This window comes from Psychroserpens sp. (assembly GCF_034670085.1).
In the GTDB taxonomy this organism is placed as follows: Bacteria; Bacteroidota; Bacteroidia; order Flavobacteriales; family Flavobacteriaceae; genus Psychroserpens.
In genome coordinates this window covers 47,486-71,520 of sequence record NZ_JAXMOD010000007.1, presented here as the reverse complement: position 1 = coordinate 71,520, position 24,035 = coordinate 47,486, and the positions used below count along the sequence as shown (strand labels likewise).

The following is a 24,035-nucleotide window of genomic DNA, read 5'->3' as shown; positions in this document are numbered from 1 at the left end:
TCAAACGGTTTGATAACTCATTTGTTATGTTTTAGAAGGGCTTTTGAGTTTAAATTGCGTGATAATTAAAAATGTATCCATGAAATTAATTACCAATATAATAATGATCTTATGTTTCGCTAACTTTTCTGCAGCTCAATCTGATGATTTTAAAAATCTATGGAAAGACGTAGCAAAGCACGAATCTGATGGTTTACCCAAATCAGCCCTAAAAGTTGTCGAAACTATTTCTGAATTGGCGAAAGCAAAAAACAATGCGCCTCAACACATAAAAGCCTTACTACATAAAAGCAAGTATATTTTAACACTTGAAGAAGACGCGCAACTCAAGATTGTTGAGGATTTTAAAACTGAAATCTCTAAAAGCAAAACACCTTCCAAAAATATTTTAGAGAATATGCTTGCGACCATGTATTGGCAATACTTTCAGCAACATCGTTATCAGTTTTATAATCGTACCAATACCTCTGAAAAAGTAGATGATGACTTTAGAACTTGGGATTTGCAAACCCTATTTACTGAAATCCAAAGCTATTATCAAAGGTCCTTGCAAAACGGACTCATACTTCAGCAAACACAACTTTCAGACTATAAAGACATTATTCAAGATCAAAACGGATCGAAAGCATTTCGTCCTACGCTTTATGATTTATTAAGTCATAATGCACTTGAATTTTTTAAAACTAATGAAAATAACATCACTAAACCTGCTTATAAATTTGAAGTTGAAAATCCAAATTTATTAGGACCTGCACAAACGTTTATGGCTGTAGATTTAGTTTCAAAAGATTCTACATCATTACAATTACAAGCGCTTAAAATTTATCAAGATTTAATTCAGTTTCATGAAAAGGATGAGCATCCAACGGCTCGTGTTGATGTTGATATTGAACGCTTAAAATACGTGGCTCAACATGCCACATTTGATAATAAGCAAACTATTTTATTAAACACATTACAATCTTCTAGCGACAAATGGTCTTCACTGGAAGTTTCTGGTTTATACGATTTTGAAATTGCATCACTTTGGCAACAACAAGCTCAAGGCTATGATAAAAATACGAATCCAGATGTACGTTGGAAACTTAAAGATGCTATTGAATTATGCAATTCTGTTATCAAACGGTTCCCAAAAAGCAGAGCTTCAGAACAATGTGAAGCGCTTAAATCTCAAATATTATCAAGTCGTTTAGGATTAACTGCCGAAACTATAATTCCAGTAAACAGCTTTTCGAAATTTTTAGTAAACTATACCAATGTTGATGCTTTAAACTTTAAGATTTATAAGGTAAGTGTTTCTCAAAAAGAAGCCTTTGAAAAACGTTACAGACCAGAAGAAAAGTTAGGTTTCCTTAAAAAGAAAACCATTGCTACAGAATGGAAAACAACGCTGAAAAATGAAAATGATTATCAAAATCATTCTACAGAAGTTAGTGTTCCTAAATTAGAAAATGGTCATTATATTATTCTTGCTGAAACCAATAACAAAGACAACAGTTTTGCTACACAGACCATTCAAGTGACCGATTTTGCTATTGTTGATCGGTCAACAAACAACGACATGATTTATCAAGTAATTGATAGAACAAACGGAAAACCAATCGTTGGAGTTTCTGCAATCATCAAGTTTAAGAACGATTACAAAAATGGTTTTCACACCCATAAGCTCACTTCAAATGCCAATGGTGAGATTCGTTTAGAAAAAACTTCAAACCGCTATTTTAATTTAAGTATTGAGCTTTCAAAAGACAACCAATCTGCTTATTATGATGGTTATTACGCTTACAAAGGTAATAACCGAAATCAAGATGAGATTAGCTACAATTCATTTGTTTTTACAGATCGAAGTATCTACAGACCAGGACAAACTGTTTTTTTTAAAGCCATTCATCTTGAAAGTCAAAAAGGAAAATCTAAACCTCTTGAAAATGAATCTATAGTTGCTACTTTATATAACGTAAACGGTGAAAACCTTGCTAAATTAGATTTAAAATCTAACGACTATGGATCGGTTGCTGGCGAATTTATCTTACCAAGTTCTGGTCTTAATGGTCAATATTTTATTGCAATCACCACAACCAAAACTTCTGTAAGTCAGAATCATTATTTTTCTGTTGAAGACTACAAACGACCAAAGTTTGAAACCAATTTCAAACCTGTTACTGAAACCTTTAAAATTAATGATTCGGTCGTTGCAAAAGGTACTGCTTTAGCTTTTGCTGGAAGTAATATTACTGATGCTAAAGTTACATATCGTGTGGTTCGAAAGGTACAATATCCAAGTTGGTATTATTGGTATAGACCTTGGTTTAATAGTGAACCTCAAGAAATATCGCATGGAGAAACCACTACAAACGCCAAAGGTGAATTTGACATCACCTTTAAAGCGCTTCCAGATGAAAGCGTAGACAAAACCTCATTACCTGTATTTAAATATGAAATAACGGCTGACGTTACTGATCTTAATGGCGAAACTCGAAGTGCAACAACTATTATAAATGTTGGTTATCATGCATTAAATGCAAAAATGTCTATTGCAAACCTTTTAGATAAAACAAAAAAAGATCATAAACTATCAATTTCTACCCAAAACTTAAATGGTGAATTTGTACCTGCTGAAGGTCACATCAAAATCTATAAACTAAAAGCGCCTAATCGTGTGTTGCGACCACGACCATGGAATGCTCCAGATTATCAAGTCATTCCTTTAGAAGAATTTATTTCAAAGTTTCCTTATGAAGCCTATGCTAATGAGCAAAATCCAATCTATTGGAAAAAAGGCGAATTGGTTTTTGAAGATGAATTTGATACTGAACATTCAAAAGAATTGGCACTAGGAACCATTAAAAAATGGGATTCTGGTCACTATATAATTCTTCTTGAAAGCAAAGATAAATTTGGTCAAACTGTTACAGATGAAATTAGAACAAGTTTATTTAGCACTGATGATAAAACATTATCAGACCATCAACTATTTAGTATTTCGACCAATAAAAATCAATATTCTGAAGGTGATACAGTTGTAATTACGTTAGCTTCTGCCATGAAAAATTTAAGAATAAGTGTACATATTGAGAAACACCAAAACATTATTAATACCTATAGTGTCACTTTAAATAACAACAAAAAAACGCTGAGTATCCCTGTCAACAAAGGCGATGTTGGTGGATTTTCAATTCATTACAGTTATGCAGCTTTCAATAGTTTTTCTGGCAACACATTACAAATTAATGTGCCTTATCCAAAAAGTGATTTAGACATTGAAACCAGCACGTTTCGAGATAAGTTACAACCAGGTGCAGATGAAACTTGGAGTTTTAAAATTAAAGGTCCGAAAGGTGAAAAAGTCGCTGCCGAAATATTAGCAAGCATGTACGACATGTCGCTTGATCAATTTAAACCACATGCGTGGAGTTTCAAACCGATACAAAAGCCAAGCTATTATTCTAGATACGGACTTAATGCTAGACAGAGTTTTGGAGTTGGTGGATTTAGAGTTCATAATCAACACTATAATTATCCTAGTTATTATAATCAACAATATGATCAATTTAATTGGTTTGGGTTTTTCTTTCAATACGGAAGAACAATGTACTTAAGAAAAAACTATGCTTCTGTATCTAATGAAAGTGTCCAAGAAGAAGCAATGATGATGTTAGAAGATGAAAATGTAGATGCTGTTATGGTTATGGATTCTGTTGGTAAACCTGCAATGCTTTATAGTTCTACAACAGAGCAAAGTGGAGGAACAATATTATCTGAAATTTCAGAAAAAGAAAAGGATGAGGAACAAAAATTAGAAACCATCCAAATCCGTAAAAACCTTCAAGAAACTGCATTTTTCTTTCCACAGTTACAAACTGATAGCGAAGGTCATGTGAGTTTCAATTTTACTACACCAGAGGCCTTAACCAAATGGAAACTACAATTGTTAGCGCATACCAAAACCATGGAAAGTGCTGTAACGCAATTAGAATCTGTAACTCAAAAAGAGTTGATGGTAATTCCAAATGCACCTAGATTCCTAAGAGAAGGAGATCAAATTATAATAAGTACTAAAATTGCAAACCTTACAGATGAAAAATTACAAGGTCTGGCTGAATTAATTGTAACGAATCCGATTACAAATGAAGATCTGTCTTATGACTTAGTCGTTAAGCCTATAGGATTTCAAGCTATGGCACTAAAATACCATGCCAATGAAGCTTTTTCTGTAGATGCTAAAGGCAACACTCAAGTCTCTTGGGTTTTAAAAATTCCTGAAGGATTACAAGCTGTACAATATAAAGTCATAGCCATAGCTGGAGATTTTAGTGATGGAGAGCAAAATGCATTACCTGTTCTAACCAATAGAATGTTGGTTACGGAAACGTTGCCAATGTGGATTAAAAGTAACAAATCAAGAACATTCACACTTGATAAATTGAGAACAAATACATCTACTTCGCTTAAGCATCATAAACTGACTTTAGAGATGACGTCAAATCCTGCTTGGTATGCTGTTCAAGCGTTGCCATATTTAATGGAATATCCATATGAGTGTAACGAACAAACCTTTAGTCGCTATTACGCTAATGCGTTGGCAAGTCATATAGCGAATAGCAATCCGAAAATTCAAGCGGTTTTTAACCAATGGAAAAATACGGATGCCTTAATGTCAAACTTAGAGAAAAACGAAGAGTTAAAGTCCATCTTAATTCAAGAAACACCTTGGTTGAGAGATGCTCAAAGTGAAACTGAACAGAAAAAACGTATTGCTTTATTATTCGATTTAAACAAAATGAATTACGAATTAGATGCCGCAAAACGCAAATTGCAAAACAATCAAATGCCAAATGGTGCATGGCCTTGGTTTAAAGGTGGAAAACCAAATCGTTACATCACTCAACATATCATTACAGGTTTTGCTCATCTTGACATACTGAATGTCACGTTGAGCGATAGCGAAGCATCTATGATAAATAAAGCCATCAAGTATTTAGATGCCGAATTTGTAAAGGAATATAAAGACATCAGAAAATACAATCCAAAAGCTGACTTATCTAAAGATCATTTAACAAATACTCAGCTTCAATATCTCTACTTAAGAAGCTTTCTTCCTGATACTAAAAAGTCTAAAGAAGTTTCAGGCATTATAGACTATTATCAAGATCAGATTAAAACATATTGGCTAAATAAATCATTGTACTCTAAAGGTCTAATGGCTTTAGTGATGAATAGACATAATGAAAAAGGGACAGCTGATAAGATTTTAAAATCTTTAGAAGAAAACAGTATTACTTCAGATGAATTAGGCATGTATTGGAAAGAAAACACAAATTCTTGGTATTGGTATCAAGCACCAATTGAAACCCAAGCTTTGCTTATTGAAGCTTTTTCAGAAATTCATCCAAACGATATTGAAACTGTAGACAATTTAAAAATCTGGTTATTGAAGAACAAACAAACCAATCAATGGAAAACAACAAAAGCCACAACCGAAGCTGTTTATGCCTTGTTGTTACAAGGAAGCGATTGGTTAAGTGTAACAGACATGGTTGATGTGGTTATAGGTGGAAAAGTGATTGCTCCATCGCAACTTAAAGATGTTGAAGTTGAAGCTGGAACAGGGTATTACAAAACGTCTTGGTCTAGTGATGACATCAATCCTTCTATGGCGAGTGTTGAGCTTACTAAAAAAGGCGAAGGTATTGCTTGGGGAAGTTTATACTGGCAATATTTTGAAGATTTGGATAAAATTACTTCAGCAGAAACACCATTAAAACTAAAGAAGAAACTCTTTAAAAAAACTAATACTGATACCGGAGAGCAGATTACTGAAATCACTTCAGACACTAAATTACATATTGGTGATTTAGTTCGCGTTCGAATAGAATTAAGAAGTGATCGCCATATGGAATTCATTCACATGAAGGATATGCGAGCTTCAGGTTTAGAACCTATTAATGTGATTTCGCAATACAAATGGCAAGACGGTTTAGGCTATTACGAAAGCACAAAAGATGCGTCTACAAATTTCTTTTTTGATTACTTACCAAAAGGAATTTATGTCTTTGAATACGATTTAAGAGTTAATAATGCAGGTAATATGAGTAATGGGATTACTACCATTCAAAGCATGTATGCTCCCGAATTTAGTAGCCATAGCGAAGGTGTTAGAGTTTTGGTGGATAGTCAAAAATAATCTAAATGGCATTGAGAACTAAGCGAAAAATCTAATCTGTCATTCTGAATGTAATGCAATGAAGCGAAGAATTTCAATAAAAAAAGAGGCTTAAATAAACCTCTTTTTTTTATTTGATTCGTTTTGTTATTAATGCCAATTGACCCATATGATTTGCTTGATGCTCCATTACATGAAACCAACACCAATGATTACTCATATTACCGCTCATTTCTTTAAACCACTCATCATCTTTTGTTTTAAGTAACTTCTTCGTTTTTTTCCTGACCTCATCATATAATTCTAAATAATATGATAATGGTTTTCCTTTAAATTCTCTTCTGGCTTTTTCACCCAGGTTTAAAGCGGTTTCCCATTTTTCAGCTTCTTCCTTATTAAAACCTCTTCCCTCAAATGTATACACTTGGTAATAGACTTCTGTGGCAGCAAGATGATAAATTATGGCTCCCGGAGAATTGGCGTTTTCGTCTAAAAGATAATCTGTTCCCTCTTGATCTAAATTGGCAACATTACGTTCAACTCGTGATTTTAAGTTATCTAACATGGATATCATTTGACCAATATCGTTAGAATATCCTTTAGGTACTTTTATTTTACTTTGTGCAATAATTGTAAAATTAAAAGCAAATAACAGAAGTAGTACTAATAGTTTTTTCATGGTTGTAGTTTTTTATTCTAACTAAAAATAGAACATTGCTAACCAATATTTATTGTCCTTAACAGGACCTTAACGCTTAAAGCATTCTATTTTATTTCTGGAGGAAACCCTTCAAGAACTTTAGTTACAATAGCTATAAATTGAGTTTCACGCTTTTCTGGAGATGCGTTTGGGTAAAAACTTGATTCAGAAACCGCTTGCCAAAACAAGCCAATTTTATTTTCATCAACAAACTCAAAAATGATTTGTCTATTTAATTTGTTTTGACCTACTGGAATTCCAATTGAAATGCCTCCTCCAATATTACCGCCTGTTCCTCCAAGTCCGACACCTACATTATTTCGAGCGGCTTCTTGGTATTCACTACTTTTTATATCGATAAAAAAGTCTGGAGCTTCAGATAATAAATATCCATTAGCTTCTAATGCATTATCAAGTGCATTTAATAATCGCTTAGTATCCAAGTCGCTCATTCCTGTATCTAAATCGGCGTAATAATTATACGTTTTATAAGCTTTAAAATCTGTGGTTTTCTCGTAATCGTAGTTCACTCGAACTGGCGCACAAGACGTTATAAATAATATTAAGAAAAGGATTGAAAAATATTTCATTTCTAATTTGAATGAGTTCTACATTATCAATTTAAACAAATTGATGCATGACTAAGATAGCAAAAATTATTCCGTTTCTTTCGTATCAACAGACTTTGTAAGTGCTGAAGAAATAATTCCTGTTGGAATTGCCACAATTCCTAATCCGATCATTAGGATAAAAAATGTGAAGACTTTTCCACCGACAGTTATTGGATACACATCACCATAACCAACCGTTGTTAACGTAATAATTGCCCACCAAAGGCTATCAAAAATAGACGTAAAATGTTCTGGCTGCGCTTCATTTTCGAAATAATAAATACCCACTGCCGAAAAATAAATAAGAATGAGTGTAATAAAAACAAAGAGTAGAATTTCTTCTTTAGCCGATTTTATTGCACGTGTAAAATGATTCATTGCTCTGTTGTATCGCACTAATTTTAAGATTCTGAATAATCTCAAAAAACGTAAAGCTCTCAATGACCTTAGATCTATTCCGAATGATAGATAAAATGGTAGAATGGCGAGTAGGTCAATGATTCCAAAAAAACTAAAAATAAATTTAGGCTTGCTATCTGCTACAAAAATTCGCAAGAGATATTCTAGTGTAAATACACTAACACTAAATACTTCTATACCATATAGTAAGTTTTTGGTTTCTGGTGTAAGGTTTGGAATCGTTTCAACCGAAAACGTCACAATAGATACTAAAATTAAAGCCTGAATAAAAAATGCAAAATAACGACTCGGTTTGTTATCGTTAATTTCTACGATGCTTTTGATTTTATGCTTCATCATATACTTGGTTAGTTAATTCAAATGTAACTGTTAAGATATGAAAAATCAAAAGTGTAATACACTAATCATTAAGCATTTTCCAAAGCTTATCTTTTAATTGCGTAATTCCTTTTTGTGCTACGGACGAGATAAACATGTAATCTATTGGAAGTGTTTTATCTAATTCTTGTTTCATTTCAGCTTCCAATTCATCATCAAGCATGTCACTTTTTGAAATCGCAATCATGCGCTCCTTATCTAGCATTTCCGGATTGTAACGCTTGAGTTCATCTAATAAAATATCGTATTGCTTGCGAATATCTTTAGCATCAGCAGGAATTAAAAACAGTAAGATAGAGTTACGTTCGATATGTCGTAAGAAATAATGGCCAAGTCCTTTTCCTTCAGCTGCACCTTCAATAATTCCAGGTATATCAGCCATTACAAACGTTTGAAAATCACGATATTCAACAATTCCTAAATTCGGTTTAAGTGTTGTAAACTCATAATCTGCAATTTTCGGTTTAGCTGCACTAACTACAGATAATAAGGTAGACTTTCCGGCATTTGGAAAACCAACCAAACCAACATCTGCTAGAACTTTAAGTTCTAAAGTAACAAACTTTTCTTCTAAATCTTCACCAGGTTGTGCATAGCGAGGCGTTTGATTTGTAGAACTTTTAAAATGCCAATTCCCTAAACCTCCTCGACCTCCTTGAGCGACGATTTGTTCTTCATTATCTTCAGTAATCTCAAAAAGAACCTCATCAGTTTCTGTATCTTTTATAACAGTACCCAAAGGCACGTCTAAATAAACATCTTCACCATCAGCTCCTGTGCTTCTACTTTTGCTACCATGTGATCCATGTCCAGCTCTAGCGTGACGTTTAAATTTGAGATGCAATAAAGTCCACAAATTAGCATTACCACGAATTATGATATGACCTCCTCGTCCACCATCTCCTCCATCTGGACCACCTTTTTCTATATACTTTTCACGATGTAAATGCGCAGAACCTTGACCTCCTTTACCAGAAGATACATGCATTTTTACGTAGTCAACGAAATTTCCTTCTGTCATGTTCTCAAATATTATCTAAAATCGTTTACCCGATTAAGTCTTGTTATAATTTATCAATTACAGCATTAAGTCGCACTGTAATTTCGGCAATACTACCAACTCCATCAACTCCAAAATACTTATTTTGAGCTGAATAATAATCTTTTAAAATAGCTGTTTTCTTGTAGTATTCTGTAATTCTATTTCTAATAATTGATTCATCAGCATCATCTTTTCTTCCACTTGTTTTACCGCGTTCTAATAAACGTCCAACTAAAACTTCATCATCAACTTCTAAAGCAATCATGGCATTAATCTGAGAATCTTTAGAATCCATCAATTTATCTAATGCTTCGGCTTGTGCGTTAGTTCTAGGAAAACCGTCAAAAATAAAACCTTCAGCATCTGCATTTTTTTCTACTTCAGCATTAAGCATATCAATAGTTACTTGATCTGGTACTAACTCACCTTTATCCATAAAAGATTTGGCAAGCATACCTAAAGCGGTTTCATTTTTTATATTAAATCGGAACACGTCTCCTGTAGAAATGTGCACGAGATTGTACTTGTCTTTTAAAAATTCTGCTTGTGTTCCTTTACCTGCACCTGGAGGTCCAAATAGCACTAAATTGGTCATGTGTTGTGTTGTTTTTAATTGATATATTTCTGGTATATCTCGACCTAATCCGTTATAATCCAATCCGTAACCGACTATAAATTTATTTGGTATTTCGAGACCTATATAATGTAATTTAAAATCTTTTTTATAAGCTTCAGGTTTGTAAAATAATGTCGCAATTTTAAGATCTTTTACATTTTCATTTTCAAATATGCGATATACTTCTTCAAGAGTATTTCCAGAATCTATAATATCTTCTAGAATAACAACTGTTCTTCCAGTTAAATCCTGGGTTAAGCCGATTAGTCTTTGAATATCTTCAGAAGATTTTATGCCTTCATACGACGCCAACTTAATAAAAGTCACTTCACATGGTTTAGGATATTTTTTAACAAAATCACTCACAAACATGAACGAACCGTTTAAAATACCTATAAACACTGGTACTTCGTCCTGAAGGTCATTTGCAATTTCATCAACCATTTTCTGCACAGCAACATCTATTTCTGCTTCAGAAATAAAAGGTTTAAAGTATAAATCGTTGAGCTTAATCACTTGTTTCTAAATTTAAAAAAGCAAAGATAATCAATAGATTGTCGATTACCGATTTTTGAATTCCATTTTTGCGATGGCTTTCTATTTTATAATGTATTTTTGTAAAACGAAAGCGATATTTAAACCTATAAAACGATTTCCGTTTTTACGAAAACAACTAAAGTTGATGAACTATTTTTCTTCAAATTTCAAACTCGGTATTCTTGGTGGTGGACAATTAGGCAAAATGATGTTGTATACAACTAGAAAGTTTGATATTACAACTCTTGTTATGGACTCTAGCGACGAAGCGCCTTGCAAGATTGCTTGTGATACATTTGTTAAAGGAGATTTAATGAATTATGATGATGTCTACAACTTTGGAAAACAAGTCGATATCTTAACTTTTGAAATCGAAAACGTTAATGTTGACGCCTTAGAAGCTTTAGAAAAGGAGGGCAAAAAAGTTTTTCCATCTTCTAAAACACTGCGTACTATTCAGAATAAAGCGACCCAAAAACTGTTTTACAGAGATCATCAAATTCCGACTTCTGATTTTACACGATTTGCTTATTTATCTGAAATTGAAGATGCTGTAGATAATGGTGGATTAGAATTTCCGTTTGTTTGGAAAGCTGCTCAATTTGGCTATGATGGTCATGGAGTTAAAGTTGTTAGACAACTTTCAGATTTAAATGATTTGCCAAAAGGCGAATGTATCGCAGAAGATTTAATTCCTTTTAAAAATGAATTAGCCGTAATCGTGGCAAGAAATGAAACTGGAGAGATTACAACCTATCCTGTTGTTGAAATGGAATTTCATCCAGAAGCTAATCAAGTAGAATATGTAATTTGTCCTGCTAGAATTGATGATTCTGTTGCAAAAAAAGCTACAGATGTTGCCTTAAAGGTGTCTAAGGCTTTTAATCATATCGGACTTTTAGCTGTAGAAATGTTTCAAACTGAAGATGATCAGATATTAGTAAATGAAGTAGCACCAAGACCACATAATTCTGGACATCAAACTATAGAAGCAAGTTATACCTCACAATTTGAACAACATATTCGTGCCATTTTAAATTTACCTTTAGGTCAAACTGATAGTAAAGTTGGTGGAATCATGGTCAATCTTGTTGGTGCTGAAGGTCATACAGGAGAAGTTGTGTATGAACATATTGAAGACATTATGAAACTTGAAGGCGTAACACCTCATATTTATGGAAAAAAGCAAACTAGACCTTTTCGAAAAATGGGACATGTTACTATTGTTAATGAAAATATAAGCGAAGCAAGAAAAATTGCTGAAATTGTAAAGAATACTATAAACGTTATAAGTAAATAATTATGGGTAAAGTAGCAATTATTATGGGAAGCAAAAGTGATCTTCCAGTTATGCAAGATGCTATTGATATTTTAAAAGCATTCAAAATAGACGTCGAAGTTGATATTGTTTCGGCTCACAGAACACCTGAAAAAATGTTCGATTTTGGAAAAAATGCACATTCACGTGGTATTAATGTTATCATTGCTGGTGCAGGTGGTGCAGCACATTTACCAGGAATGGTTGCTTCATTATCGCCTTTACCAGTTATTGGTGTTCCTGTAAAAAGTAGTAATTCAATTGATGGATGGGATTCTGTGTTATCAATTTTACAAATGCCTGGTGGAGTTCCAGTGGCAACAGTAGCTTTAAATGGTGCAAAAAATGCTGGCATACTAGCTGCTCAAATAATTGGCGCATCAGACAAAACAATTCAAAATACAATAATTGCTTATAAAGACAATTTAAAAACGAAAGTGATTGAATCCTCTAAAGATTTAAAATAAAAAAAACCTCGTGTATAAACGAGGTTTTTAGAGCTATTAATCAATTATTTGTATAGAGTTGGTTAACTCTTCTTAAATAATTCTTGACAAATGTAAAATATATTTTATCATATTTTCAAAAACTTATGAGAACTAATGAACAAAGTAATTCACAATTTGCCTTTTTGCAAGACAACCTTTACTAATTACCTGTTTATTTTAAATAATTAACAAAACTCAATGACAATACTAAATACTTCTTTTGATACACCATATCAAACTGCTCCCTTTTCAAAAATTAAAAATGAAGATTTTTTACCTGCTTTTTTACATGCCATAGAGGAAGCTAAAGCTGAAATAGATGCTATCTCAAATAATCCTGAAGCGCCAACCTTTGAAAACACGATTGAAGCTTTAGATTTTTCAGGTGAACAATTAGATCGGATTTCTAGTATTTTCTTTAACTTGAATAGCGCTGAAACCAATGATGAAATTCAAAAGATTGCTCAAGACGTCTCTCCTCTACTTTCAGAATTTAGCAATGACATTACTTTAAATGAGATGTTATTCAAACGAGTTAAAACGGTTTATAATAGTAAAGACAGTTTAGAATTAACTACAGAACAACATACACTTCTTGATAAAAAATATAAAGGATTTTCAAGAAATGGAGCAAATCTTCCCGAAGACAAAAAGACACGACTTCGTGAGATAGATAAAAATCTAAGTCAGCTAAAACTCAAGTTTGGTGAAAATGTTTTAGCAGAAACAAATGCCTTCGAAATGCATTTAACTAAGGAAAGGGATTTAGAGGGTTTACCAGAAGGCGCAAAAGAAGCTGCGCAACAATTGGCTGAAGCAAAACAAAAGAAAGGCTGGTTAATTACTTTAGATTATCCAAGCTATATTCCGTTTATGACCTACGCTAGCAATCGTAAACTTAGAAAAAAACTAGCAATTGCTGCTGGAGCAAAAGCGTTTAAAGGCAATGAAAATGATAATCAAGATAACGTGTTACAAATTGCCAAACTAAGACATGAACGAGCAAATCTGTTAGGTTATCAAACACATGCCCATTTTGTTCTAGAAGAGCGAATGGCAAAAACTCCAAAAACAGTTGAACACTTTTTAAATGAATTATTAGAAAAGGCAAAACCCGCTGCCGAAAGAGAATTTAAAAACCTAGAAGCGTTTGCGAAAGAATTAGATGGAATAGATCACCTAGAAAAATGGGATGGATCGTATTACTCTGAAAAATTAAAACAGAAATTATTCAGTTTAGATGACGAACAACTAAAACCATATTTCAAATTAGAAAATGTTATCAATGGTGTGTTTACTATTGCTGAACGTTTATATGATTTAAAATTTGAAGAAATTGATACGATAGACAAATATCATGACGATGTGTTAACTTATAAAGTTACAGATTTAAAAGGCAACCTGGTTTCTATATTTTATGCCGATTTCTTTCCAAGACCAGGAAAACGAAATGGTGCTTGGATGACGGTTTACAAATCACAGTATATCAAAAATGGTGAAAACAGTAGACCACATATTTCTAATGTTTGCAATTTCACCAAACCTACTAAAAGCAAGCCATCACTTCTAACTTTTAATGAAGTCACCACTTTATTTCATGAGTTTGGCCATGCACTTCATGGCATTTTAGCCAATACAACCTATCCTAGTTTATCAGGAACAAACGTATTCTGGGATTTTGTAGAATTGCCAAGTCAGGTATTTGAAAACTGGTGTTATGAGAAAGAAGCATTAGAACTATTTGCTACGCATTATGAAACTGGTGAAGTCATTCCAATGGATTTGATTGAAAAAATAAAAGCATCTGCAACCTTTCATGAAGGTATGCAAACGCTTAGGCAAATTAGTTTCGGATTGTTAGACATGTCTTGGCATGGTCAATACCCGAATTCTATAACTAATGTAAAAGCTCATGAATCAAAAGTCTTTGAAAACACAAAATTGTATCCAGATGTTGTTGAGAATTGCATGAGTACTGCTTTTTCACATATTTTTCAAGGTGGATACAGTTCTGGTTATTACAGTTATAAATGGGCTGAAGTTTTAGATGCCGATGCCTTTGAATACTTTTTAGAAGAAGGCATTTTTAACAAAGATGTTGCTAAAAAATTTAAAGACAATATCTTATCTCAAGGAGGCATTGAAGATCCCATGACGCTTTATAAACGTTTCAGAGGAAAAGAACCTCAACCTGAAGCCTTATTGAGAAGAGCAGGATTAATAGCCAATTAAACTTCAGATGTAGACATTCTTTAACCTAAAAACCTTTTATTCTCATAAAATAAACTTTCAATAATTATTGAAAGTTTAAAATATTTTATATATTTGTACCATACATAACACTAATGAATTACGAAGAAGCCAAAATAAAATTTATCAGTACTTGGGGAAGTCTAGGTCCACTTTGGGGAATAAATAAAGCTATGGCTCAAATTCAAGCTTTACTTTTTATTTCAACACAAGCTTTATCTATGGAAGATATTATGGCAGAACTACAAATCTCACGTGGTAATACGAGCATGAATTTGCGTCAGTTAATGGATTGGGGAATTGTGACTAAAGAATTAATTCCAGGAGAACGCAAAGAGTATTTTACATCTGAAAAAGATGTACAAGAACTCACTAGGATTATTGCTAAAGAACGAAGTCGGAGAGAAATTCAACCTGTCATAAAAGTATTGCATGAACTGTCTTCTATAAAAGATGATGGTACAGAAAAAACTAAAGAATTAATCAAACAAACAAAAGCCTTACATGATTTAACCTTGAATGCAGATACTATGATCAATAAACTAGTAAACCAAAAACAAAACTGGATTACTAAATCTTTAATCAAACTCATCAAATAAAAAAATTTAAAACATACTTTCAATTTTTTCTGAAAGTTTAAAACAAATTAAAATGAACTATAACATCCTGACATATTGCATTTTTCTTCCAATCATTGCTATGATCATGATAAAAGTTGGATGGATGTTTTATACTAATGGAGAAGTGTTCTTAATGTATCTTTTTCAGCAAAACACATCACTAGTAAAAAGCATTAACAACATTTTACTTATAGCATATTATCTAGTCAATTTAGGTTATGCTGTAATCACCTTAGCCTATTGGGAAACTATTGAATCTGCATTACAAATGCTCAATACATTAGCAGAGCATTTAGGCATTATCATTATAGGTTTAGCAGTATTACATTATAATAATGTGTTAGTTCTTAACTATCTCGTAAAATCAAAAACTTTAAATCAATAAATTATGGAAAATTCTAAAATCATCATCGGTTACCTCATCTACTTGCCAATCGTTATCATCTTAACCATTTACGTTTCTAAAATGCTTTTTAAAAACGGAAAATACTTTATGTTAGACATTTTTAAAGGAAAAGAAGACATCGCTTTAGCTACCAACAAACTTTTTGAAATTGGCTTCTATCTCATCAATATTGGCTGGGCTTTACTCATCCTGAAAATAACATACTACAGCAAATTTGGGATGGATACGCAAACACTCATAGAGATTTTAAGTAAAAAAATTGGAGGATTCTCTATATATTTAGGCATTATGTTGTTTATCAATCTGTACTTCTTCTTTAGAGGACGACGCAAATCTAGACAAAGCAATAGAATTACTACAAAAACACCCATTTACAATGTTCAGAATGAACAATAAACTTTAAAATAAAGTCTTATGAAATCGATTAGCATAGCGCATTCTGAACTAGAAGACAAGAGCAACATAGAATTGATAGATTTCTATAATCAAGCTACTGAAGATTATGAATTTTGGAGTCATGACTTTAATATGCACTTTGGGTACTTTAGACCGTTAAAAACCAATATTCTCAAAAGAGACTCGATGCTCAATGAAATGAATGATCAGGTCTTAAAACGTTTGCAAATCAATACACAAAAACATCGATTAGTTGATTTAGGTTGTGGAATGGGAGCAACAATGAGACGTGCTTTAAGTCAATTTAAAAACCTAATAGCTTATGGTGTGACCATATCCGATTTTCAGCAAAAAAAAGGCAATGAATTACTAGAAGGAAAAAATGGTGTCATTTTAAAGGAAAATTATAACAAGACCTCTTTTCAATCTAACTCCTTTGATAGTGCAGTTGCTATTGAAAGTTTCTGCCATTCTGGACATGATAAAAAAACTATTATGGAAGCCTTTAGAGTTTTAAAATCTGGAGGACGATTAATAATTGTTGATGCATTTTTAAAAAAAGAAGTACCTCAACTAACCCTTGGCAGTCATTTCGCCTATAAAAAGTTGTGCAATCATTTCAATTTAGAAAAAATAGAACAGATCCAAAACTATGAGTTGAAACTAAAACAAGTTGGCTTTACTGACGTGAAAATTGAAGACATATCGCTTAGAGTTGCTCCTTCTGTATTTCATGTGCCATTTGCAATAGTTGGATTTATGCTAAAAAAATTATGGCAAACCAAATCTCTAAAAAGAGAAAGTCTTCACAACCTTAAGGGATCTTTTTATGCCTTACTTTCAGGATTACATATGAAGAGTTTTGGTTACTATATTATAACAGCAACCAAATAATTACAAACTGAGTAAATTCTAAAATTATAGAATTTACTCAGTATTAAATTATGTCGCAATTTTAGTTTATTTTTGAAATAAAAATTTCAGAAAAAGAAATGCCAAAACACGTCATAGATCCTAACCAGTGGATAAATCGTTATTCCGATTATCTTTTCAATTACACCATCACACGTGTAAATGACAAGGAAATTGCTAAAGATTTAGTGCAAGACACTTTTGTTGCTGGTCTGAAATCTATGAAAAATTTTAAAGGAGAAGCAAGTGAACGTACTTGGCTCATTTCAATTTTAAAGCGCAAAGTAATTGATCACTACAGAAAGATTAATTCTAATAAAGGTAAAGCTGAAGTAAGAATAACCTACAACACAGATGAAAGCGAAGGAGATTGGTTAGAAGAACGCGTAGCCGATCCCTTTGACAAAACTGCCGAAGATACTATTGAAAATACCGAATTAGGTATTGCAATTGAAAACTGTCTTGAGAAATTACCAGAAAAGCAGGCTCAAGTTTTCGAAATGAAAACAATATTAAATTATGAAACCGAAGCCATATGTAATGAATTAAATATTACTGCGTCTAATCTATGGGTAATTATACATAGAGCAAGGGTTGCCATGGCTAGTTGTCTCGAAAAAAGTTGGTTTAAATAATGGGTACTAAAATTATAATTCCGTGTGATGAAGCGAATCATGTTTGTGATAAAACACAATACAAGGAAGCTTCGCTATGGGAAAAAATAAAATTAAATATTCATTTAATTTATTGTAATGCGTGTAGAAAATACACAAAGAGAAATACGCAATTAACCAAATTAGTAGCTAAGGACACTGTGCAAATGGATGCTGTAGCTAAAGAAAGTTTAACATCTGCATTCGAACAAGAATTAGCTAAGCATCAATAACAAGATTAGCCACAAAATGGGCAGACTCTCCACCCAAAAGGCACTATAATACGTTCCTTGTTGTATCGTTGCATATTTCAAAAACATTAAGGTCGCTAAAACGGTAATTGTTAGAGATATGACATGACCAATATGGATGTCGTGTTTAAAAAACTCTAAGCACATAATCAATATCAATAAAATTACCCCTATTACTTTAGTTTGTTTTACTCCTATTCGCTGCGGAATTGTAGATAATTTCAAACTGTCATAGTTTACATCCCTAATCTCAAATGGAAACATTAAAACTATTACAAAAATAAAACGCTGAATAGCACTAACTATAATATCATGCTGTAGTTCAAGTTCTTTATTAATCATAGGTAGAATTACTGTAACTCCACACCACACGATTGCTATAATATAAATTTTGAGTCCACTTATACTTCTTAACTGTTTCTTTTTGTCCAGAAAAAACCGATTTGGCAATAAGGGAATAGCATATAAGAAAGTTATAGCTCCAAAAATTAAAATAGCAATTAAAGATGCTTTATTTAATTGTAATGCAAAAAAACACATCACTAAAAAGCATGCTAGAGAAAATACTTGAATAATTTTTAGTTTATTTGACAAGCTTCTGTGGTGAAATTTTGCCAATCCAAAGTACTTCACAAAATTATAACCTGTTATAGACGCAAAACCAACAAAACTCAACACATTTAAATCAAAGGAAACTTCAAACTCTAAATACGTTATACAAGTCATAGCTACAATAGCCAAAGCCACATGAATACTACTATTGATATAAAAATCAAAAATCGTTTTTAAAGCTCGCATGACACAAAAATAATCAAACTGTTAATAACCGATTCAAATGGTTGAAAAGTTTCATTTTCGTTAACAATAAAAGGTCAATAATTCCTTAATTTTGCGAAAATAAAATTCAATTCAATATTTAATGAATACAGCAGATTTTTCACTTCGTCATATTGGTCCGAGAGAAGCCGATCAAAAACAAATGTTACAAACAATTGGTGTAGATTCAATGGAACAATTAATCCATGAAACAATTCCAGATGGCATTCGTTTACAATCAGATTTAGATCTTGATGAGCCAATGAGTGAACAAGAATATTTGCTTCACATTTATAATCTTTCAAAGAAGAATAGAGTTTTCAAAACTTATATTGGTTTAGGTTACCATCCAACCATTATGCCAGCTGTAATTCAACGAAATATCTTGGAGAATCCAGGTTGGTATACAGCTTATACGCCATATCAAGCTGAAATTGCACAAGGTCGATTAGAAGCCTTATTGAATTTTCAAACCATGGTTACAGACCTTACAGGAATGGAGATTGCTAATGCTTCGCTTTTAGACGAAAGTACAGCTGCGGCAGAAGCCATGAGTTTATTATTTGCAGTTCGCGAAAGAGACCAGAAAAAAGCTGGTATTAATAAATTCTTTGTTTCTGAACATATTCTTCCTCAAACCCTGTCGTTATTACAAACTAGAGCTACTCCAATTGGAATTGAATTGGTTATCGGAAAAGAAGAAGATTTTGATTTTTCTGAAGATTTCTTTGCTGCAATTCTTCAATATCCAGGAAAACACGGTCAAGTAACTGATATTAAAACGTTCATTGAAAAGGCTAATGCATCACAAATTAAAGTGGCTGTTGCTGCAGATATAATGAGCCTTATTAAACTTGAAGCTCCTGGTAAATTTGGTGCAGATGTTGTTGTTGGAACTACACAACGTTTTGGAATACCTATGGGCTATGGAGGACCTCATGCTGCATATTTTGCGACAAAAGAAGCCTACAAAAGGGACATACCTGGTCGTATTATTGGTGTTACCAAAGACGCAAACGGAAATAGAGCCTTACGTATGGCATTGCAAACTCGTGAACAACATATCAAACGTGACAAGGCCACATCCAATATTTGTACTGCTCAGGTTTTATTAGCAGTTATGGCTGGCATGTATACCGTATATCATGGTCCAAAAGGGTTAGAATTCATTGCAAATAACATCCATAATAAAGCGGCAACGTTATCGAATGTACTTAAAAAACTAGGATTTGAACAAACTAATAAATCGTTTTTTGACACACTACATATTAAAGCAGATGCAAAAGCCATAAAAACAGAAGCTGAACTTAAAAAAACAAATTTCTATTATCCTAGTGATTCAGAAGTAGTGATATCAATAAACGAACCTACAACTCTAGGAGAACTGAATAAAATAATAGCAATTTTTGCTAAAATAGCAGCTAAAGATACAATTGAGTTAACTCATATTTCAGAAGAAAATTCTATAGATAATGTCTTAAGACGTCAGTCAACATTTTTACAAGAACCTGTATTTAACTCTCATCATTCGGAAACAGAATTAATGCGTTATATCAAGTATTTAGAACGTAAAGATTTAGCTTTAAACCATTCCATGATTTCATTAGGTTCCTGTACAATGAAACTTAATGCAGCTTCTGAAATGTTACCTTTAAGTTGGTTCAAATGGGGAAAAATTCATCCTTTTGTTCCAATTGAACAAGCCAAAGGTTACCAAACAGTTTTAAAAGAATTAGAAGATCAGTTAACGGAAATAACAGGTTTCGCTGGCACTTCTTTACAGCCAAATTCTGGTGCTCAAGGTGAGTTTGCAGGATTAATGGTTATAAGAGCATATCATGAATCTAGAGGTGATCATCACAGAAACATCTGTATTATCCCATCATCAGCTCATGGAACAAATCCAGCGAGTGCTGTAATGGCAGGAATGAAAGTGATTGTTACCAAATCTACAAATCAAGGAAATATTGATGTTGATGATTTAAGAGAAAAAGCTGAGTTACATAAAGACAATCTTTCAGCACTAATGGTTACTTATCCTTCAACACATGGTGTTTATGAAGCATCAATTAAGGACATCACCAAAATTATTCATGATAATGGAGGTCAGGTGTATATGGATGGTGCAAATATGAATGCTCAAGTAGGATTAACAAATCCTGGAAACATTGGAGCGGACGTTTGTCATCTTAATTTACACAAAACATTTGCCATTCCTCATGGAGGTGGTGGACCAGGAGTTGGACCAATATGTGTTGCAAAACAATTGGTTCCTTTTCTTCCGGGAAATCCTTTAATTAAAACAGGAGGAGATCAGGCAATAACAGCAATTTCTGCTGCTCCTTTTGGCTCCTCTTTAGCGTGTTTAATTTCTTATGGTTATATAAAAATGTTAGGTGCTTCAGGATTAAAACGTTCTACAGAAGTTGCTATTTTAAATGCTAACTATATCAAAAAAAGACTAAAAGGCGCTTATGAAACCTTGTATTCAGGAGAACTTGGACGTGCAGCACATGAAATGATTATCGACTGCAGACCATTTAAAACAAATGGCATTGAAGTTGTAGACATTGCAAAACGTTTAATGGATTATGGTTTTCATGCTCCTACAGTATCATTTCCAGTTGCTGGAACTATGATGATTGAACCTACAGAAAGCGAAAGTAAACAAGAAATGGATCGTTTTTGCGATGCTATGATTTCTATTAGACATGAAATTAATAGCGTATCAAAAGACGATGATAATAACATTTTGAAAAACGCTCCTCATACCATGAATATGATTACAGATGATGAATGGAACCTTCCCTACACTCGTCAGCAAGCTGCTTTCCCATTAGACTATGTAAGAGATAACAAATTTTGGCCAAGTGTTCGTCGTGTAGATGATGCGTATGGCGACCGAAATTTAATTTGTACTTGCGCACCAATTGAAGCGTATATGGAAGCTTAATTCTGGCGTTTGAACATCGTAAAAACGAAAGGCAATTTATTAGCATTTGATTAAATGTTAGTATATTGCCTTTTAACATTTATGAGAATAAATCAGATATAATAATTTATGAGTATTAAGATCACAGGAACAGGAAGCTATATTCCGAAAATGGTAGAGAAAAATGAAGATTTTTATCAACATGATTTTTTAAATATTGATGGTTCTTCTATTAATCATTCTAATGAAATTATAGTAGACAAATTTAAAGCAATTACTGGTATTGCTGAAAGACGTTATGCTGACAATCAATTAACGTCGTCTGATTTAGGCTTTTTAGCAGCTCAAAAAGCAATTGAAGATGCTGGTATTGATGCCGAAGAAATCGATTATATCATTTGCGCTCATAATTTTGGCGATGTAAAAGCCAATACGATTCAGAGTGATGTATTACCATGCTTAGCGTCTAGAGTGAAACATAGATTGCGCATTAAAAACCCAAAATGTGTTGCATATGACATTTTATTTGGGTGTCCTGGTTGGATTGAAGGTGTCATTCAAGCGAAAGCTTTTATTCAATCAGGCATGGCAAAACGCTGTCTTGTTATAGGTTCTGAAACCTTATCTCGTGTTGTTGATAAACACGATAGAGATTCAATGATATATTCTGATGGTGCTGGAGCAACTATAATTGAAGAAACAGATGAAGAAGGTGGTATTTTGGCTCATGAAACAGCATCATTTACATATGATGAAGCGTATTATCTGTTTTTTGGAAAATCAAACAACCAAGACTTATGCAAAGACACACGTTACATCAAAATGCATGGTCGAAAAATTTATGAATTTGCATTAACTAATGTTCCCTTAGCAATGAAAACTTGTTTAGATAATAGCGGAATTCATATTGATGATGTCAAAAAAATATTGATTCATCAAGCTAATGAAAAGATGGATGAAGCTATCATTAAACGTTTTTATAAACTTTACCAAAAAGAGGAACCTAAAGATATTATGCCAATGAGCATTCACACCTTAGGAAATAGTTCAGTGGCTACTGTTCCTACGCTTTTTGATCTTATTCGAAATAATCAATTAGGAAACCATTCCATAAATAAAGGCGATGTGATTATTTTCGCAAGTGTTGGTGCCGGAATGCACATTAATGCTATTGTTTACAAATATTAACATGAACAAACAAATTGCAATTATTGGTGGTGGAAACTTAGGTCAAGCCATTGCTTCTGGTTTAATATCTGAAAATTTTAAAGCTTCGAACCTTACGATTACTCGGCACAAAACCGATTTGTTATCTGCATTTAAGGCTCAAGGTGTTCATATTACTTCCAACAATATCGATGCTATAAAAGCGTCACAAATTATAATTATTGCCGTTAAACCTTATAAGATTGAAGCTGTATTAAAAGAGGTGTCACCTCATATTTCTAACGAACATTTAGTGATTTCTGTAGTAAGTGATTACACCATAGATTCTATTAATACAATTTTACAAACATCACCTGTAGTATTTAGGGCCATGCCAAATACGGCGTCTTCTGTTAATGAATCTATGACTTGCATTGCATCACTTAACGCTAAAGAAGAAGACACTAAAACAGTCACTTCTATTTTTAATGCTTTAGGAGAAACAATACGTATTGAAGAACAACTTATGGATGCTGCAACAGTTTTAGGTGCTTGCGGAATTGCTTATGTACTCCGTTTTATTAGAGGTATGATTCAAGGTGGAATTGAAATTGGGTTTGATGCCAAGACAGCTACTCTAATTGCTACCCAAACCGTTAAAGGAGCTAGTGAATTGCTACTTCAAAAAGGGAATCACCCAGAAGCTGAAATTGATAAAGTTACGACCCCTAAAGGCTGTACGATTGCTGGTTTAAACGAAATGGAGCATCAAGGATTTAGTTCAGCATTGATAAAAGGAATTAAAACGTCTTACAATAATATTTCAGATTGATGTACGAAGGAAAATTTCCACATAAGAGATACAAGCATACTTTAGAGTTCCTGAACAAACACATAGATAATTCGAAAACTATATTAGATTTAGGGGTTCAAAATCCATTTACAGAAATTATGAATCAAAATGGATTTATAGTTGAAAACACTTCAGGTTTAGATTTGGATGTAGATACCTCTGAAATAGAAAACTCAACTGCTGATGTCGTTACTGCTTTTGAAATCTTTGAACACCTTCTTTCACCATTTACTGTTTTACAATCGATTAAAGCCGATAAACTTGTTGCAAGCATACCTTTAAGACTCTGGTTTGCTTCTGCTTACCGCAGTAAAACAGATATAAGAGATCAGCATTACCATGAATTTGAAGATTGGCAATTTGATTGGTTATTAGAAAAATCGGGATGGAAAATAATAGATAGACAAAAATGGACCAATCCAACCAGAAAAATTGGAATTAGACCTATCTTACGGTGGTTTACCAATAGATACTATATCGTTTATGCTGAAAGAATTAAAAACTCCAATCCGTAAACTTCTATTTCT

General features: G+C 33.0%; 20 protein-coding genes. 14 read left to right on the top strand and 6 right to left on the bottom strand.

The genetic code is table 11. The features are described from left to right. Positions 1-79: 79 nt before the first annotated feature. Positions 80-6,184, top strand: a complete 6,105-nt coding sequence (locus tag VOI25_RS12200) for an alpha-2-macroglobulin family protein (protein ID WP_323789362.1) — start codon at positions 80-82, stop codon at positions 6,182-6,184. Positions 6,185-6,293: 109 nt separating this feature from the next. Here VOI25_RS12200 and VOI25_RS12195 read toward each other — a convergent pair whose 3' ends face one another. From VOI25_RS12195 to VOI25_RS12175, 5 genes are all read right to left on the bottom strand, one after another. Beyond that, positions 6,294-6,842 (bottom strand): DUF664 domain-containing protein, encoded by a 549-nt coding sequence (locus VOI25_RS12195; protein WP_323789361.1) that lies wholly within the window; start codon positions 6,840-6,842, stop codon positions 6,294-6,296. 86 nt (positions 6,843-6,928) lie between these two features. After that, positions 6,929-7,453 (bottom strand): DUF4136 domain-containing protein, encoded by a 525-nt coding sequence (locus tag VOI25_RS12190; protein WP_323789360.1) that lies wholly within the window; start codon positions 7,451-7,453, stop codon positions 6,929-6,931. A 66-nt stretch (positions 7,454-7,519) separates the two neighbouring features. Further along, positions 7,520-8,230, bottom strand: a complete 711-nt coding sequence (locus VOI25_RS12185) for an ion transporter (RefSeq protein WP_323789359.1) — start codon at positions 8,228-8,230, stop codon at positions 7,520-7,522. Positions 8,231-8,294: 64 nt separating this feature from the next. Then, entirely contained in the window at positions 8,295-9,293 is a 999-nt protein-coding gene (gene obgE / locus VOI25_RS12180) for a GTPase ObgE (RefSeq protein ID WP_323789358.1), read from the bottom strand. A 43-nt stretch (positions 9,294-9,336) separates the two neighbouring features. Further along, positions 9,337-10,446 (bottom strand): adenylate kinase, encoded by a 1,110-nt coding sequence (locus tag VOI25_RS12175; protein WP_323789357.1) that lies wholly within the window; start codon positions 10,444-10,446, stop codon positions 9,337-9,339. Between the two features lie 166 nt (positions 10,447-10,612). Between VOI25_RS12175 and VOI25_RS12170 the strand changes: the two genes are divergently transcribed. From VOI25_RS12170 to VOI25_RS12130, 9 genes are all read left to right on the top strand, one after another. Then, the gene (locus VOI25_RS12170) at positions 10,613-11,767 is read left to right on the top strand and encodes a 5-(carboxyamino)imidazole ribonucleotide synthase (RefSeq protein WP_323789356.1); all 1,155 of its coding nucleotides are present in this window, start codon (positions 10,613-10,615) and stop codon (positions 11,765-11,767) included. 2 nt (positions 11,768-11,769) lie between these two features. Further along, positions 11,770-12,252, top strand: a complete 483-nt coding sequence (purE, locus tag VOI25_RS12165; protein WP_323789355.1) for a 5-(carboxyamino)imidazole ribonucleotide mutase — start codon at positions 11,770-11,772, stop codon at positions 12,250-12,252. 219 nt (positions 12,253-12,471) lie between these two features. Continuing rightward, positions 12,472-14,505 carry a M3 family metallopeptidase gene (locus VOI25_RS12160; RefSeq protein WP_323789354.1) on the top strand — a complete coding sequence of 678 codons (2,034 nt, stop codon included), beginning with the start codon at positions 12,472-12,474 and terminating at the stop codon, positions 14,503-14,505. Between the two features lie 113 nt (positions 14,506-14,618). After that, positions 14,619-15,122 (top strand): GbsR/MarR family transcriptional regulator, encoded by a 504-nt coding sequence (locus VOI25_RS12155; RefSeq protein WP_323789353.1) that lies wholly within the window; start codon positions 14,619-14,621, stop codon positions 15,120-15,122. Positions 15,123-15,174: 52 nt separating this feature from the next. Then, complete coding sequence (locus VOI25_RS12150; protein WP_323789352.1) at positions 15,175-15,528, top strand: hypothetical protein; 354 nt, start codon at positions 15,175-15,177, stop codon at positions 15,526-15,528. Positions 15,529-15,531: 3 nt separating this feature from the next. Continuing rightward, positions 15,532-15,945, top strand: a complete 414-nt coding sequence (locus tag VOI25_RS12145; RefSeq protein ID WP_323789351.1) for a hypothetical protein — start codon at positions 15,532-15,534, stop codon at positions 15,943-15,945. An 18-nt stretch (positions 15,946-15,963) separates the two neighbouring features. Then, positions 15,964-16,839 (top strand): methyltransferase domain-containing protein, encoded by an 876-nt coding sequence (locus VOI25_RS12140; protein ID WP_323789350.1) that lies wholly within the window; start codon positions 15,964-15,966, stop codon positions 16,837-16,839. A 98-nt stretch (positions 16,840-16,937) separates the two neighbouring features. After that, complete coding sequence (locus VOI25_RS12135; protein WP_323789349.1) at positions 16,938-17,492, top strand: sigma-70 family RNA polymerase sigma factor; 555 nt, start codon at positions 16,938-16,940, stop codon at positions 17,490-17,492. Then, on the top strand, positions 17,492-17,743 hold the full coding sequence (locus VOI25_RS12130) for a hypothetical protein (RefSeq protein ID WP_323789348.1): 252 nt from the start codon (positions 17,492-17,494) through the stop codon (positions 17,741-17,743). The genes VOI25_RS12135 and VOI25_RS12130 overlap by 1 nt, the downstream gene beginning before the upstream one ends. Here VOI25_RS12130 and VOI25_RS12125 read toward each other — a convergent pair. Beyond that, positions 17,726-18,559 (bottom strand): hypothetical protein, encoded by an 834-nt coding sequence (locus VOI25_RS12125; protein ID WP_323789347.1) that lies wholly within the window; start codon positions 18,557-18,559, stop codon positions 17,726-17,728. The two genes, VOI25_RS12130 and VOI25_RS12125, sit on opposite strands and share 18 nt — an antisense overlap. A 121-nt stretch (positions 18,560-18,680) precedes the next feature. Here VOI25_RS12125 and gcvP point away from each other — a divergent pair, with 121 nt between their 5' ends. The 4 genes from gcvP (at position 18,681) to VOI25_RS12105 (ending at position 24,023) form a co-directional block, all read left to right on the top strand. Then, positions 18,681-21,530, top strand: coding sequence for an aminomethyl-transferring glycine dehydrogenase (gene gcvP / locus VOI25_RS12120; protein WP_323789346.1), 2,850 nt, complete (start codon positions 18,681-18,683; stop codon positions 21,528-21,530). Positions 21,531-21,638: 108 nt separating this feature from the next. After that, a complete protein-coding gene (locus VOI25_RS12115) occupies positions 21,639-22,697 on the top strand; it encodes a ketoacyl-ACP synthase III (protein ID WP_323789345.1) in 1,059 nt (352 codons plus the stop codon). A gap of 1 nt (position 22,698) precedes the next feature. Next, positions 22,699-23,487: a pyrroline-5-carboxylate reductase gene (gene proC, locus VOI25_RS12110; RefSeq protein WP_323789344.1), complete on the top strand. Its 789-nt coding sequence runs from the start codon at positions 22,699-22,701 to the stop codon at positions 23,485-23,487. Then, positions 23,487-24,023 carry a methyltransferase gene (locus VOI25_RS12105; protein ID WP_323789343.1) on the top strand — a complete coding sequence of 179 codons (537 nt, stop codon included), beginning with the start codon at positions 23,487-23,489 and terminating at the stop codon, positions 24,021-24,023. Before proC ends, VOI25_RS12105 begins: the two co-directional genes overlap by 1 nt. The last annotated feature ends 12 nt before the right edge of the window (positions 24,024-24,035 follow it).